This window comes from Microtetraspora sp. NBRC 13810 (genome assembly GCF_030268685.1).
In the GTDB taxonomy this organism is placed as follows: domain Bacteria; phylum Actinomycetota; class Actinomycetes; order Streptosporangiales; family Streptosporangiaceae; genus BSRQ01.
Map to the genome: position 1 here is coordinate 153,242 of NZ_BSRQ01000013.1, position 12,498 is coordinate 165,739.

Consider the following 12,498-nt stretch of genomic DNA (forward strand, 5'->3'; position numbering starts at 1 on the left):
AGATCCGTCGTCTCAGCCGCGCACGCCGAGCAGGTGCTCGATCGCGAGCTGGTTGAGGCGGCTGAAGTGGAAGCCGCGCGCCGCCGCCTCGCCCAGGTCGAAGTCCTCGGCGATCAGGTCGGCCACCGTCTCGCCGGCCGCGAGGGTGGGCTCGGCCAGTTCGCCGACCCGGGACGCGGCCAGCGCCTCCTGCACCTCCGGGTCGGCCCGGAACGCCTTGGACTTCTCCTTGAGGATCAGGTACGTGCGCATGTTGGCCGCCGCGGAGACCCACACGTCGTTCGGGTCCTCGGTGCGCAGCGGCTTGTAGTCGAAGTGCCGGGGGCCGTCGTAGCCGCCGTTCTCCAGCAGGTCCACCAGGAAGAACGCGCTCTTCACGTCACCGTGGCCGAAGATGAGGTCCTGGTCGTACTTGGGACCGTGCTGGCCGTTCAGGTCGATGTGGAAGAGCTTCTTGTGCCAGAGGGCCTGGGCGATGCCGTGCACGAAGTTGAGCCCGGCCATCTGCTCGTGGCCCACCTCGGGGTTGAGGCCGACCCGGTCCGCGTACTCCAGCTCGTTGATGAACGCCAGGGCGTGGCCGATGGTCGGCAGCAGGATGTCGCCGCGCGGCTCGTTCGGCTTGGGCTCGATGGCGAACCTGATGTCGTAGCCCTTCTCGACCACGTAGGCGCCGAGGATGTCAAGCGCCTCCTTGTAGCGGCTCAGGGCGGCCTTGACGTCCTTGGCGGCGTCCGACTCCGCGCCCTCGCGCCCGCCCCAGCAGACGTAGGTGGTCGCGCCCAGCTCGGCGGCGAGGTCCACGTTGCGGATGACCTTGCGGATGGCGTAGCGGCGGACGTCCCGGTCGTTGCTGGTGAACCCGCCGTCCTTGAAGACGGGGTGGGTGAACAGGTTGGTGGTCGCCATGGGCACCTTGAGACCGGTGTCGGCGAGGGCCTTCTTGAAGTTCTCCACCGCCCGCTCACGGTCCGGCTCGACGGCGAGCAGGTCGTCGTCGTGGAACGTGACGCCGTAGGCGCCCAGCTCGGCCAGCTTGTGCACGCTCTCCACCGGGTCGAGCGGCGGGCGGCTGGCGTCGCCGAACGGGTCGCGGGCCTCCCAGCCGACCGTCCACAGGCCGAAGGTGAACCGGTCTTCGCGCTTCGGGGTGAAGGCGTCCATGTGTCCGTCCTTGAATTAGTCTAGGTTGTGGACTAAATATCTGATGTGCTTCCCCGGCCGGTCAAGAGGGTCGCCGTAGGATTTGCCTGCTCGCCTTCCGGGGGCGGTGCGACGGTGGCCCGCGTTCCCGCCGGCGGGGCCGGGGCAGGCCGGAAGGGGGGTTCGATGGCAGCTCGCGGTGGACAGGCCGTGCGACACGACTCCATGCGCGCCCGCAACCTCGCCCTGGTGCTCGGCGAGGTCGCCCGCGACGGCCCGCTGACCCGCGCCGCCCTGGCCGAGCTCACCGGCCTGACCAAGACCACGGTGTCCAAGCTGGTCGGCGACCTGCTCGACGCGGGCATGGTCCGCGAGTCGGGCGCGGTGCGCGACGGCGAGCGGGGGCGTCCCGGCGTGGCGGTCAGCCTGAGCGGGGACCGGGTGGCCGCGCTCGGCCTGGAGATCAACGTCGACTATCTGTCGGTCTGCGTCATGGACCTCACCCGTACGGTGCGCCTGCGTCGTGCACAGGCTGTGGACAACCGCGACTCGTTACCCACAGACGTGGTGCGTGACCTGCGGATTCTGGCAACCGAGGCTGTGGACGAAGCGGCGACGGAAGGGCTGGCCGTATGCGGCGCGGTGCTCGCCGTGCCCGGCGCGGTGGATCCGGGCGGGCTCGTGCACAACGCGCCCAACCTGGGATGGCGCGACGTACGGCCGGCCGTCATGCTCGACCTGCCGATGCCGGTCACGGTGGACAACGAAGCCAACCTGGCGGCGCTCGGCGAGCTGTGGTTCGGCTCCGGCGGGCCGGACTTCCTCTACGTCTCCGGGGAGATCGGCATCGGCGCCGGGCTGGTCTTCGGTGGCCGGGTCTTCCGCGGCACCCAGGGCTTCGCGGGCGAGCTGGGCCACGTGGTCGTCGATCCGGACGGCCCCGCCTGCCGGTGCGGCGGGCGCGGCTGCCTCGAACGCTACGCGGGACAGGACGCCCTCCTCCACGCCACCACCCCGGACGAGGCGCCCCCGCCGGACGGCGTCCCGGCAGGTCGGCACCGGCCCGGCGACGCCCCACCAGATCGGCACCGGCCCGATCGCGCCCAACCAGGTCTGCCCGGCGACGCCCCACCAGATCGGCACCGGCCCGGTCGCGCCCTACCAGGTCTGCCCGGCGACGCCGCGCCGGGTCGGCATCGGCCCGGTGGCGGGCTGGAGGAGCTGGTGGCGCGGCTGGCGGCCGGTGACGGGCGGGCGGTGGCGGCGTGCGAGCAGGCCGGGCACGCCCTGGGGATCGCGCTGACCTCGGCGGTGAACCTGGTGGATCCCGGGACCATCGTGCTCGGCGGGATCTTCGCCCCCCTCTTTCCCTGGCTCTCCGGCCCCACCACGGCCGCCCTGGCCAGGATCCGCCACGTGGTGCCCCGCCTCGCGGTCTCCACCGCCGGCCCGGACGCCGCCACGCTCGGCGCCGCCGCCCAGGTCATCGGCCAGATCATCGCCGACCCCAGCGCCCATCTCCCCCGCGACCCCGCCGCCCCCGCCGCGAGCCGCTGACCGCCCTCCTGGGGAGAACCCGTGGCGGCCGGGTCAGATGCCGGACGGGTCGCGGCCCACGCTGATCTCCTCGGCGATGCGCAGCAGCTCGGCGGCGTCGAGGCCGGGGGCCGCGGGCAGGTGGCGGCGCAGGGCGGCCAGCACGGCCGGGACCTGCCTGCCCGCGTATCCCGTCGCGACCTCGTGCACGGCCTGGAACAACAGGAGATTGGCGGCACGCTCCTCAGCGACGCCATCCCCGTGGTGCTGGAACAACTCTGTGCTCATCACTGCCCTCGCCCCCTCGATTCGGCACCGGTCACCGTACGCCCTGCCACCGACAATTTCCCGCGCCACGACGAGCCCGGCCCCACGTGACCCGCGTCACACCACGGACCGCCGCAAGCACAGCCGGCGGGAGCGCCGGAACCACGGCGGGCGGACCGCCGAAAGCGGCGACGGGCGGATCGGCCGAAGCGGCGGCGGGCGGATCGGCGGCGGAGTGGGCCGGTAGCGTGGAGGGTCACCGAGACGGAGGGCCGCAGGCATGGCAGAGCAGGACCCGCAGGCCGGCCTGAGCACCGACGAAGCCGTCAGGGCGATGCTGTTGCTGCTGCCCAGGGTGGCCGCCCGGCTCAAGCGCATCGAGATCCCCGAGCGGCTGCGCTCCTTCAACCTGGCCCCCAGGCACCTGTCGATGCTGTCCTACCTGCTCTTCGACGGCCCCATGTCGGTCAACGAGCTGGCCGCCCGGCTGGAGGTCGCGCCCACCACGGTGAGCCTGATGGTCAGCGACCTGAGCAGGCAGGGCGTCCTGGACCGGCAGACTGACCCCGGCGACCGGCGGCGTTCCATCGTGGCCATCACGCAGGACCCGGAGACCCGCGCGGCGATCGACGGCTGGCTCGCCAACGGCGCCAGCGCCTGGCGGAAGGCGTTCGGCCCGCTGTCCGCCGAGGAGCGCGCGATGTTCGTCCGGACGATCCGGACCTACGAGAGCGAGAGCTCCGGCGGCTGAGCCGGAGCGCCGCCCGCACCGGCCACCGCGGTCCCGGCGTCGGCGACCAGGGCGGTGGCGGCCGGGTGCCACGGGCGGCCGGGCGGGCCGGTGAGCACCAGGGTGCGGGTGAGACGGCAGGTCAGCGGTACCAGGACGAGATGGCGGCCGAGCATCGCGGCGGTGAGCCCCGGCACGATGGAGACGCCGACGCCCGAGCGCACCATGGCGAGCAACGTGCCCATCTCCCGGATCCGGTGCGTCGGCGCGAAGGGCGTGCGCGAGCGCCGGAACACCTCCCGGACCTGCCGCTCGCAACCGCCCCTGGACAGCAGGAAAGGGTCGTCCTCCAGGTCCGCCACGTCGATCTCCGCCTCGCCCGCCAGCGGATGGTCCCGGCGCAGCAGCGCGTGGAAGGCGTCCCGCCCCACGATCGCCCCCGGACCGGGCGGCGGGTCCACGAGCACGGCGAGGTCCACGGTCCCACCGGCGAGCCACCCCGCCACCTCGTCGTCCTCCCCTTCGAAGAGCACCAGCTCCACCCGGGGGAAGTCCGCCCGCCACCGCGCCATCAGCCCCGGCAGCAGCCCTTCGCAGACGGTGGGCGGCGCGGCCAGCCTGAGCGTGCCGCCCGGCAGGTCGTCCCGCTGGGCGGCGAGGTCGTCGATCACGGTGGCCGCGGCCACCGCCGCCCTGGCGTAGGGCAGGATCCGCTCACCGAACGCGGTCGGCGCGGGGCGCGCCTGCCGGGTGAGCACGGCGGTGCCGACCGTGCGCTCCAGCGCCGCGACGGAGTGGGACACCGCCGACTGGCTGACGCCGAGCCGGTCGGCCGCCGCGCTGAACCCGCCCTCGTCGAGCACCGCGAGGAACGCCCGGAGCTGCGGAAGATTGACCGTCATGAGCATCCTTCATACCAGCCGGCGGGTCACTCATTGGACTCATGACGCGTTTCGCACGGAGTATCCGTCGGCATGAGGACTTCGCACTGGCTGCCGGGCTTCCTGACCTTGTCGGCCATCTGGGGATCGAGCTTCGCGCTGATAAAGATCGCGGTTGACGCCGGGGTCGCGCCGATGTGGGTGGCCTTGTGGCGTTGCCTGTTCGGCGCGCTGGCGCTCTTCGCGATCTGCTGGGCGCGCCGGCTGCCGCTCCCCCGCGACCGGGCCACCTGGGGGCACGCCCTGGTGGTGGCCGCGCTGCTCAACGCGGTGCCGTTCGTCCTGCTCGCGCACGGCGAGACCCAGGTGAGCTCGCTGCTCGCCGGGGTGCTGAACGCCACCACGCCGCTGAACACGCTGATCTTCGCGCTCCTCCTGGTGCCCGGCGAGCGGCCCACCGGACGCCGGCTGCTCGGCCTGCTCGTCGGGTTCGCCGGGGTGCTCGTGGTGCTCGGGGTGTGGAACGGGTTCGACGGCGGGTCGGTGACCGGCAGCGTGTTCTGCCTGCTGGCCACCGCCTGCTACGGCGCCGGGTTCGCCTACACCCGCCGATTCTTCTCCGGGCGCGCGGGCTCGGCGGCGTCGCTGTCCGCCGCGCAGATCGGCTGTGCGACGCTCGAACTCACCCTCGTCGCCCCGTTCGCGGCCGGCCCGCCGGTCTGGCCGGGCCTCCCCGCCGCGGCCGGCCTCCTGGCGCTCGGCGTGATCGGGACCGGCGTGGCGTACATCCTGAACCTGCGGGTGATCCAGGTCGCCGGTCCGACCGTCGCGGCGGCCGTCACCTATGTCACCCCGCTGTGGTCCACGCTGATCGGCGCACTGCTCCTCGCCGAACCGCTCGGTCCGCACACCGTGGCCGGAGGTCTGCTGGTCATCGGGGGTGTGCTGCTCATCAACCGGTCGGCGGCGGGTAGGGGTCCGACATGGGGACAAAGCGAAACCGCGACAGGCCGGACGTGGGCGACGAGGTGAGCTGGGAGAGCCACGGATCGACCACCGAGGGCAAGGTCGAGAAGAAGATCACCAAGAGAACCGAGGACTCCGGGCGCACGGTGGACGCCTCGCCCGAGGAGCCCCAGTACCGCGTCCGCAGCAAGAAGAGCGGCAAGAGCGCCGTGCACAAGCCGTCCGCGCTGAGGAAGAAGGGCTGACATGTCGCAGGACGAAGACCGGATCGGCGCGGACTTCGGCGAAGCGGTCAACCTGACGGCGGCGGAGCTGGAGCGGTGGCTGCGCACGGCGGAGTCCAAGGCGGTCGGGGACAGGTCCGGCGGCGAGGAGTCGACGGGGCACGAGTCGGGCCGCAGGATCGTGACGATCCTGCGCAAGCGCAAGTCCGAGCTCACCGACGACGACTACGCCCACATGCGCAAGGTCGTCGGCTACGTCCGCCGGCACACCGCCCAGCGTCCCACAGGCGACGTCGAGGACTCACGATGGCGGCGCTCCCTGATGAACTGGGGACACGACCCCCTGAGCTGAGACAGCCGCCCCCGGGACGGGGGCACCGGGCCGCCGTGGCGTGCCCGGTGCCCGAGCCGCGTCACATCTCCGTGCCACCCGCCGTCATGACGGGACGCACCTCCATGGCCCAGTACTCCGCGTCCGGCCAGCGGGCGGCGATGTCGATCGCCCGTTCCGGAGTCTCGCACTCCAGCAGCAGATAGCCGGCGAACTGCTCCTTGGCCTCGATGTAGGGGCCGTCGGTGACCACGGGGACCCCGTCACGCACCCGGACGGTCTTCGTCTGCGCGGGATCGGCCAGCGCCTCGGTGCCCAGCAGTTCCCCCGACTCGGTGAGCTCGGCGAGGATGGAGTCCACCCGGCCGAACAGCTCGTTCTGCTGCTCCTCCGACAGCTCCTGGGTGAAACCGGAACGGTTGTAGATCATCAGCATGTACTTCACGGTCGTGCTCCTCCTGGTTGCCCGCGTCTCTCTGCCGAGGCGCCTCGCACCGGTGAGTCGGAGCCGCCACGACGTTCTCGACACGACGGCCCGGGTGGTCAGGGGACAAGGATCGCGTACGGCCGTGGGCGTGGTCCTCCCCGCGGCGGACTAGGGAGTCAGCAGGACCTTGTGGCACTCGTCCTGCTTGTCGCGGAACATCTCGTAGGCGCGCGGCGCGTCCTGGAGGCGCATCCGGTGGGTGATGACGACACTGGGATCGATCTCCCCGCTGCGGATCCTGGCCAGCAGCGGCGCCAGGTAGCGCTGCACGTGGCACTGGCCGGCGCGCAGGGTCAGCGACCTGTTCATCAGCGAGCCCATCGGGAAGCCGTCCAGCATGCCGCCGTACGCGCCGACCACGGACACGACGCCCCCGTTGCGGCACGCCATGATCGCTTCGCGCAGCGCGTACGGCTGCTCGGCCGGCGCCCCGGCGGCCCGCCTGGCCCGGTCGTAGGCGGTTACGGCGGTCGCCGGGTGATGGGCCTCCATGCCCACGGCGTCGACGCACGCGTCCGGGCCGCGTCCCGCGGTGATGTCCCTGAGCGCCTCGATCACGTCCACCTGCTCGTAGTCGAGCGGCAGCGCCCCCGCCCGCTCCGCCATCCGCAGCCGGTACGGCAGGCGGTCGACGCAGACGACCCGTTCGGCGCCCATCAGGTAAGCGCTCATGATCGTGAACAGGCCGACAGGTCCCGCCCCCCAGACGGCGACCGTGTCCCCGGGCTTGATGTCGCACATCTCGGCGCCCATCCACCCGGTGGGCAGGATGTCGGACAGGAACAGCACCTTTTCGTCCGGCAGATCGTCCTCGATCTTGATCGGTCCCACGTCGGCGAACGGCACCCGGGCATACTCCGCCTGGCCGCCCGCGAAGCCGCCGAACATGTGGGAGAAGCCGAAGACGCCCGCCGGGGAGTGGCCGAGGTGCTTCTCGGCCAGCCCGGCGTTCGGGTTGGAGTTCTCGCACACGGAGTAGAGGCCGTGCTCGCAGGCGGAGCAGCCGCCGCAGGCGATCGGGAAGGGCACCACCACCCGGTCCCCGGGCCGCAGCCTGGACACCTCGGGGCCGACCTCGACCACCTCGCCCATGAACTCGTGGCCGAGGATGTCGCCCGGCTCCATGGTGGGGATCCGGCCGTCGTAGAGGTGCAGGTCGGTACCGCAGATGGCGGTCGAGGTGATCCGTACGACGGCGTCACGGCCGCTGAGGATGACCGGGTCGGGCACGTCGCGCACCTCGACCCTGCCCCGGCCCATCCAGCAGTTGGCTTTCACGGGCTCCCCCTATCGCACCGGCTGGGCGGGCCGCTGCCTGGCCTGCCTGAGCGCGCGGACGCCTTCCGGGCTGCCGTCGGAGACGACGATCTCCCCGGTCTCCATGATCTGCTTGAACCGGCGCAGGTCGTCGCGGATCTGCTGCTCGGGGTGCTCACCGAGGAGCTTGGCGACGACCGACCCGAAGCGGCGGCCCGGCGGGGCGTACTCGATGTCCACCCGCAACTCGGTGCCCCGGCCGCCGGGCGCGTCGGAGAACCGGACGAGGCCGCTGTTCCTGATCGCGGAGCCCTCGATCGACCGCCAGGCGATCTGCTCGCCGGACCGGTCCTCGACGATCTCCGCGTCCCACTCGACGGGACCCAGCGGGCCGCGCGCGGTCCAGTGCGAGTAGGTGTCGCCCGCCGTCTCCACCGCCTCCAGGTGTGCCATGAAACGGGGCAGGTTCCCCAGGTCCCGCCAGTAGCGGTACACCTCCTGGCGGGGGCGGTTGATCGTGACGGCGGCGTGCAGGTTCATCAGCCGCTTGCCGCTCTTCTTGGACCGCCGCGCCACCCCGGCGACGGCCACCCCCGCCATCGCCACCCCGGCCATCGCCGCGATCCGCCCCCGCCCGGTCATCCCCCGCCCGGTCATCCCCCGCGCTGTCATCCCCCGCCGGCCCGTGGGCATCCTGCCGCCGGTCATGCCCCTGCGGCCGGCGAACACGGACGCCCTACCGCGGCGGAACCTGCCGCCCCGGAAGCGGGCCGGGGGGCCGGCGAAGCGGTCGAAGGCGCCGCGGCGGGCGGAGGTCGCACCGGCGGCGAACCGGTCGAAGGCGCTGCCGCGCAGGCGGGCCGGGCGGGCGGCGAACCTGCCGAACGCGCCCGCGCGGAGGCGGGCGGAGCGGGCGGCGAACCGGTCGAAGGCGCCGCCGCGGAGGGAGAGCGGGCGGGGCACGTCGCCGGACATGCCGGAGGCGCGGGACGCGGCGGATCGGGCCAGGCCCATGACCAGGCCGGCGCAGCCCAGCACACGCGCGATGCGATCGGACCTGCGGTCGTACTTCATGCTCATGTCGTCCTCACCGTTCTGAGGCGTCAGGCCACGATGCGGACCCGTGCCCGCTCCGGCGATCGGCGCGACCGGCCGGCCTCGACCGCCGTCGCCCCGGCCGGCCGGCCGACCTCCTCGGTACGCCAGGCACTACCCCCGCCGACCTGCGCCGACACCGTGCCGACGGGCACCGGGCGCCCCCGTGCGACGGGTCTCCACCGGCCGGGAACCCCGTCCCCACCGCCGAATCGGCCCGCCCCGCCCCCACGCCAAGGCCACCCGATTCACCCCAGCAAAACTTCTATGTCGGATTTTTCGGATTCACCCGGGATTGGGGCTGATGGCCTATCTGCACCACCACGCCTGGCGGACTTTTTCACATGCATGTGATCTTTGTGACATATGGGTGATACGGGGTGATTTCAAAGTGAACTAGCTTCTCACCTCCCCCTGGAGAACCCGTGACACCCCCTGCACCGACCGACGCCGAGCTGAACGTCGCGATCAGAGCCCGGCTCGCCTCCCTCGGCATCGACCTCGACCAGTTGCCGCCCGGCACGACGGCGGACCCGGAGACCGGGGCGCCCGGCCGGGACTCCGTCCTCGCCTCGCTCCGCTCGTTCATGCGCGGCACCGTCGCCAACCTCGCCGCGTACCGCCTCCCCGCCCCCGAGGGGACCGGCTCCGCCGATCCGGCCACCGCGGCCGCCCTCTCCCAGCAGCGCGCGCCCATGCTCTACCCCTCCATCGCGCAGGAGTGGCGGAAATGACGGAAATGACGGAGATGACGCGGACGGCCACCGCCGGACAGCCGCTGGACCGTACCGTCGACCGCCGGTCGTTCCTGGCCAGGGCCGCCGCGCTGAGCGCTGCGGCCGGGGTCGCGGCGAGCCTGCCCACGGCCGCCTGGGCGAACGGCGGCAGGGACTTCCCGAGGTTCGACTCCTCCGACGCGTACGTGAAGCCGCGCCCGGAGGCCATGGCGGACCCCACCGAGCTGACCCTCGCCGAGGCCGCCTGGATGATCCGCAACCGCAGAATCAGCCCGCTGGAGCTCGTGGCGGCGCACCTCGACCGGATCGCCGCGTTCGACGCGACCTATCTCGCCTTCAACACCGTGCTCGCCGACCAGGCCAGGGAGGTGGCGAAGGGGCTCGGCCGGCGGCAGCCGCGCGGGCCGCTGCACGGCATCCCGCTCGCGATCAAGGACAACTACTACACGGCGGGCGTGCCCACCACGGCCAACTCCCACCTGTTCAAGGACTTCGTGCCGCCGTTCGACGCGACCGCGGTGGCCGGTCTCAAGGCGGCGGGCGCGATCGTGATCGGCAAGACCCAGATGGGCCCGCTGGCCACCACCCGGGCGACCACCCCGTCCGGCGAGATCACCACGGTCAACGCGTGGACCCCCACCCGTCCGGAGGTCGATCCCGGCGGTTCCTCGACCGGCACCGCGACCTCGGTGGCCGGGCGGATGGCCACCGCGGGGACCGGCACCCAGACGGGCGGCTCCATCACCGCGCCGTCCAACGCGCAGAACCTCACCGGCCTCAAGCCGACCATGGGCCGGGTGTCGCTGAACGGCATCATCCCGCTCTCCTACACCCGCGACCACCCCGGCCCGCTCGCCAGGGACGCCAAGGACGCGGCGATCATGCTCACCGCGATGGCCGGCGAGGACCCGGCCGACCCGCGCACCCAGGGCCTGCCCAAGGTGCCCGACCTGATCGGCGCGGCCACCCCGGTGTACAGCGGCAACCGGGTCAGACTCCGCTGGAACACCCGGATCGGCGTGCTGCCCGGCTACGCCGACGGCACGTCGGAGACCGCGAACGCGCGCAGGAGATTCCTCGGCGCGATGGCCGCGATCCGCGGGGTCACCCTGGTGGAGGTGCCGTTCCCGGACGAGTGGGACCTGCTGACCGGCAACGACTTCAACAACGTCCGGCTGCCCGAGCGCAGCGAGCCCTTCATGGGCTACCTGCGGTCGGACCTGCGCGGCTTCGGGGTGTCGGTGACCGGCTGGCTCCAGGGGGCGCTGCTCGGCGCGAACGAGTTCGTCACCGGGCAGCGGGCCAAGCTGCTGCTGCTCGAACGGGTGCTGGACCAGATCTTCGAGAAGTGCGACGTGGTGGTGCAGACGTCGCCGACGCCGTTCGACGCCATCGGCCTGCCGGAGATCGGCTTCCCCGTCGGGTTCACCGCGGCGGGCGTGCCGATCGGGACGATCCTCGGCGGCCTGCCGTACGGGGAGGACCGGCTGCTGTCCGTGGTGGCCGCCTACCAGGCCGTCTCCGACTGGCACTGGCGCCGGCCCGCGGACCCCCCGGCGGCGACGGCGCTGCGCGCGGCCCCCGGCGGTCGCGGGCGCATCTCCGCCGAGGAGGCCGCCGAGCAGTCTCAGTGAACGCCGGCCGCGGCCCCACGGTCCGGGGCCGCGACCCGCTCGGGGACGGCGCGGGACCGGTCGATGTCCGGGCCGCGGTAGAGGTGTTCCGGGATCTGCGCGAGCGTGGAGGGATGCACCTGCGGCCCGAGCCCGTAGAACTTCTGGAAGCTCATGATCAGGGGCCGCCAGGCGTCCGGGTCGATGTGGTCCTCGGTGCCCTTCAGCCGGATGGCGTCGGCCACGTAGACACGCTGGATCCGGGCCTCGAAGACCATGATCCCGCCACGCTGCGCCTCGTCGTCCTCGGCCAGCGGATGCACGGCCTCGATCACCGCCTCCAACTGCACCTGGCACTCCGCCACCCGGGGCGGCCCCACGGTGACGGACGGCACCGGGGTGAGCCCGGCCCGCCGGAACTTCTCCGGCTCGTGCCGGTAGCCGCGCTGGTACTTCCTGGGCGGGACGGGGTCGGCCCCGGTGGTCATCGCGAGCCGGTCGACGGCGGCGACGAGGGCGTCCGAGGGCAGGTTGAGCACGCATTCGCGGGTTCTGAGCAGGTTTTGGCTGGTCTGCGAGCGTGCTCCCAGGCCGAGCATGGCCCGCCAGCCGAGCCAGAAGGCCGACGACATCGGGGCCAGGTTGGCCGACCCGTCCTCGTTCAACGTGGAGATGAGCACGACCGGCGTCCCGAAGTACAGGATGCCGGGTTCGATTCGGGTGTGATTCAGGGCTGTTTCATGCACGCTGTCCAGAATCGCCGGGGCGGGCCGGCGGCGCTGGCGGCTATCAGACGCCGCGTTCGAAGGGTGCGAGCAGTTCGCCGGTGAGCTCGCGCAGCCGCGCGCGCACCGCGTCCTTGTACGTCCTGCGGTGCGCCCTGGCCTCCCGGATGCCGTCGAAGTACCGGCCGGTGCGCTCGGCCCCGGCCGCCTCGACGGCACGCCGCCGCCAAGGACCGCGGCGAATTCGGCGACAGCCCGCAGGTCCAGTCCATGCGCGTCACCATCGAAGCCGGCGTCCGGCTCTACCAGGCCCTCGCCGACTGGGCGGAATGGACCCGCACGCTACCCGCCCCGCCCGCCCCGGCCCCGGCCCCGGCCCCGGCCCCGGACAGCAAATCTTGACACGATATTACGATCAATGTCCCTGATCACCCCTTCATGGGAACAATGTCCGGGTGTTCACCGGGCAGCCATCCAGCCGTAAGTGATCAGTCGGGAATTTTCAC

Annotated in this window: 16 protein-coding genes; 8 read left to right on the forward strand and 8 right to left on the reverse strand. The window is 72.4% G+C overall.

What is annotated here, in order from left to right; translation table 11 throughout:
• Positions 1 to 12 precede the first annotated feature (12 nt).
• Positions 13 to 1,164: a xylose isomerase gene (gene xylA / locus QSK26_RS25205; protein WP_285777712.1), complete on the reverse strand. Its 1,152-nt coding sequence runs from the start codon at positions 1,162 to 1,164 to the stop codon at positions 13 to 15.
• A 189-nt stretch (positions 1,165 to 1,353) separates the two neighbouring features.
• On the opposite strand from xylA, the gene QSK26_RS25210 reads away from it, so the two are divergent.
• Positions 1,354 to 2,700 (forward strand): ROK family protein, encoded by a 1,347-nt coding sequence (locus QSK26_RS25210; RefSeq protein WP_285777713.1) that lies wholly within the window; start codon positions 1,354 to 1,356, stop codon positions 2,698 to 2,700.
• Between the two features lie 33 nt (positions 2,701 to 2,733).
• Here the strand turns inward: QSK26_RS25210 and QSK26_RS25215 are convergent, their stop codons facing one another.
• Positions 2,734 to 2,967 carry a hypothetical protein gene (locus tag QSK26_RS25215; RefSeq protein WP_285777714.1) on the reverse strand — a complete coding sequence of 78 codons (234 nt, stop codon included), beginning with the start codon at positions 2,965 to 2,967 and terminating at the stop codon, positions 2,734 to 2,736.
• A gap of 259 nt (positions 2,968 to 3,226) precedes the next feature.
• Here QSK26_RS25215 and QSK26_RS25220 point away from each other — a divergent pair, with 259 nt between their 5' ends.
• Complete coding sequence (locus QSK26_RS25220; RefSeq protein ID WP_285777715.1) at positions 3,227 to 3,697, forward strand: MarR family winged helix-turn-helix transcriptional regulator; 471 nt, start codon at positions 3,227 to 3,229, stop codon at positions 3,695 to 3,697.
• Here the strand turns inward: QSK26_RS25220 and QSK26_RS25225 are convergent.
• Complete coding sequence (locus QSK26_RS25225; RefSeq protein WP_285777716.1) at positions 3,670 to 4,578, reverse strand: LysR family transcriptional regulator; 909 nt, start codon at positions 4,576 to 4,578, stop codon at positions 3,670 to 3,672. The two genes, QSK26_RS25220 and QSK26_RS25225, sit on opposite strands and share 28 nt — an antisense overlap.
• Positions 4,579 to 4,650: 72 nt before the next feature.
• Between QSK26_RS25225 and QSK26_RS25230 the strand changes: the two genes are divergently transcribed.
• Genes QSK26_RS25230 through QSK26_RS25240 form a run of 3 tightly spaced genes read left to right on the forward strand, consistent with a single transcriptional unit; the run spans position 4,651 to position 6,099 of the window.
• Positions 4,651 to 5,589 carry a DMT family transporter gene (locus QSK26_RS25230; RefSeq protein WP_285777717.1) on the forward strand — a complete coding sequence of 313 codons (939 nt, stop codon included), beginning with the start codon at positions 4,651 to 4,653 and terminating at the stop codon, positions 5,587 to 5,589.
• Positions 5,541 to 5,768: a hypervirulence associated TUDOR domain-containing protein gene (locus QSK26_RS25235; RefSeq protein ID WP_285777718.1), complete on the forward strand. Its 228-nt coding sequence runs from the start codon at positions 5,541 to 5,543 to the stop codon at positions 5,766 to 5,768. Before QSK26_RS25230 ends, QSK26_RS25235 begins: the two co-directional genes overlap by 49 nt.
• Position 5,769: 1 nt before the next feature.
• A complete protein-coding gene (locus QSK26_RS25240) occupies positions 5,770 to 6,099 on the forward strand; it encodes a DUF3140 domain-containing protein (RefSeq protein WP_285777719.1) in 330 nt (109 codons plus the stop codon).
• Between the two features lie 61 nt (positions 6,100 to 6,160).
• Here QSK26_RS25240 and QSK26_RS25245 read toward each other — a convergent pair whose 3' ends face one another.
• The 4 genes from QSK26_RS25245 to QSK26_RS25260 form a co-directional block, all read right to left on the reverse strand.
• Positions 6,161 to 6,514 carry a YciI family protein gene (locus QSK26_RS25245; RefSeq protein ID WP_285777797.1) on the reverse strand — a complete coding sequence of 118 codons (354 nt, stop codon included), beginning with the start codon at positions 6,512 to 6,514 and terminating at the stop codon, positions 6,161 to 6,163.
• A gap of 159 nt (positions 6,515 to 6,673) precedes the next feature.
• The gene (locus tag QSK26_RS25250; protein WP_285777720.1) at positions 6,674 to 7,843 is read right to left on the reverse strand and encodes a zinc-dependent alcohol dehydrogenase; all 1,170 of its coding nucleotides are present in this window, start codon (positions 7,841 to 7,843) and stop codon (positions 6,674 to 6,676) included.
• A gap of 9 nt (positions 7,844 to 7,852) precedes the next feature.
• On the reverse strand, positions 7,853 to 8,902 hold the full coding sequence (locus QSK26_RS25255) for an SRPBCC family protein (RefSeq protein ID WP_285777721.1): 1,050 nt from the start codon (positions 8,900 to 8,902) through the stop codon (positions 7,853 to 7,855).
• 23 nt (positions 8,903 to 8,925) lie between these two features.
• Positions 8,926 to 9,072 (reverse strand): hypothetical protein, encoded by a 147-nt coding sequence (locus QSK26_RS25260; protein ID WP_285777722.1) that lies wholly within the window; start codon positions 9,070 to 9,072, stop codon positions 8,926 to 8,928.
• Between the two features lie 270 nt (positions 9,073 to 9,342).
• Here QSK26_RS25260 and QSK26_RS25265 point away from each other — a divergent pair, with 270 nt between their 5' ends.
• Positions 9,343 to 9,651 carry a hypothetical protein gene (locus tag QSK26_RS25265; protein ID WP_285777723.1) on the forward strand — a complete coding sequence of 103 codons (309 nt, stop codon included), beginning with the start codon at positions 9,343 to 9,345 and terminating at the stop codon, positions 9,649 to 9,651.
• Positions 9,648 to 11,288 (forward strand): amidase, encoded by a 1,641-nt coding sequence (locus QSK26_RS25270; protein ID WP_285777724.1) that lies wholly within the window; start codon positions 9,648 to 9,650, stop codon positions 11,286 to 11,288. Before QSK26_RS25265 ends, QSK26_RS25270 begins: the two co-directional genes overlap by 4 nt.
• Here QSK26_RS25270 and QSK26_RS25275 read toward each other — a convergent pair.
• Complete coding sequence (locus tag QSK26_RS25275; protein WP_285777725.1) at positions 11,282 to 12,013, reverse strand: flavin reductase family protein; 732 nt, start codon at positions 12,011 to 12,013, stop codon at positions 11,282 to 11,284. The two genes, QSK26_RS25270 and QSK26_RS25275, sit on opposite strands and share 7 nt — an antisense overlap.
• A 249-nt stretch (positions 12,014 to 12,262) precedes the next feature.
• Between QSK26_RS25275 and QSK26_RS25280 the strand changes: the two genes are divergently transcribed.
• Positions 12,263 to 12,394 (forward strand): hypothetical protein, encoded by a 132-nt coding sequence (locus QSK26_RS25280; protein ID WP_285777726.1) that lies wholly within the window; start codon positions 12,263 to 12,265, stop codon positions 12,392 to 12,394.
• Positions 12,395 to 12,498 lie beyond the last annotated feature (104 nt).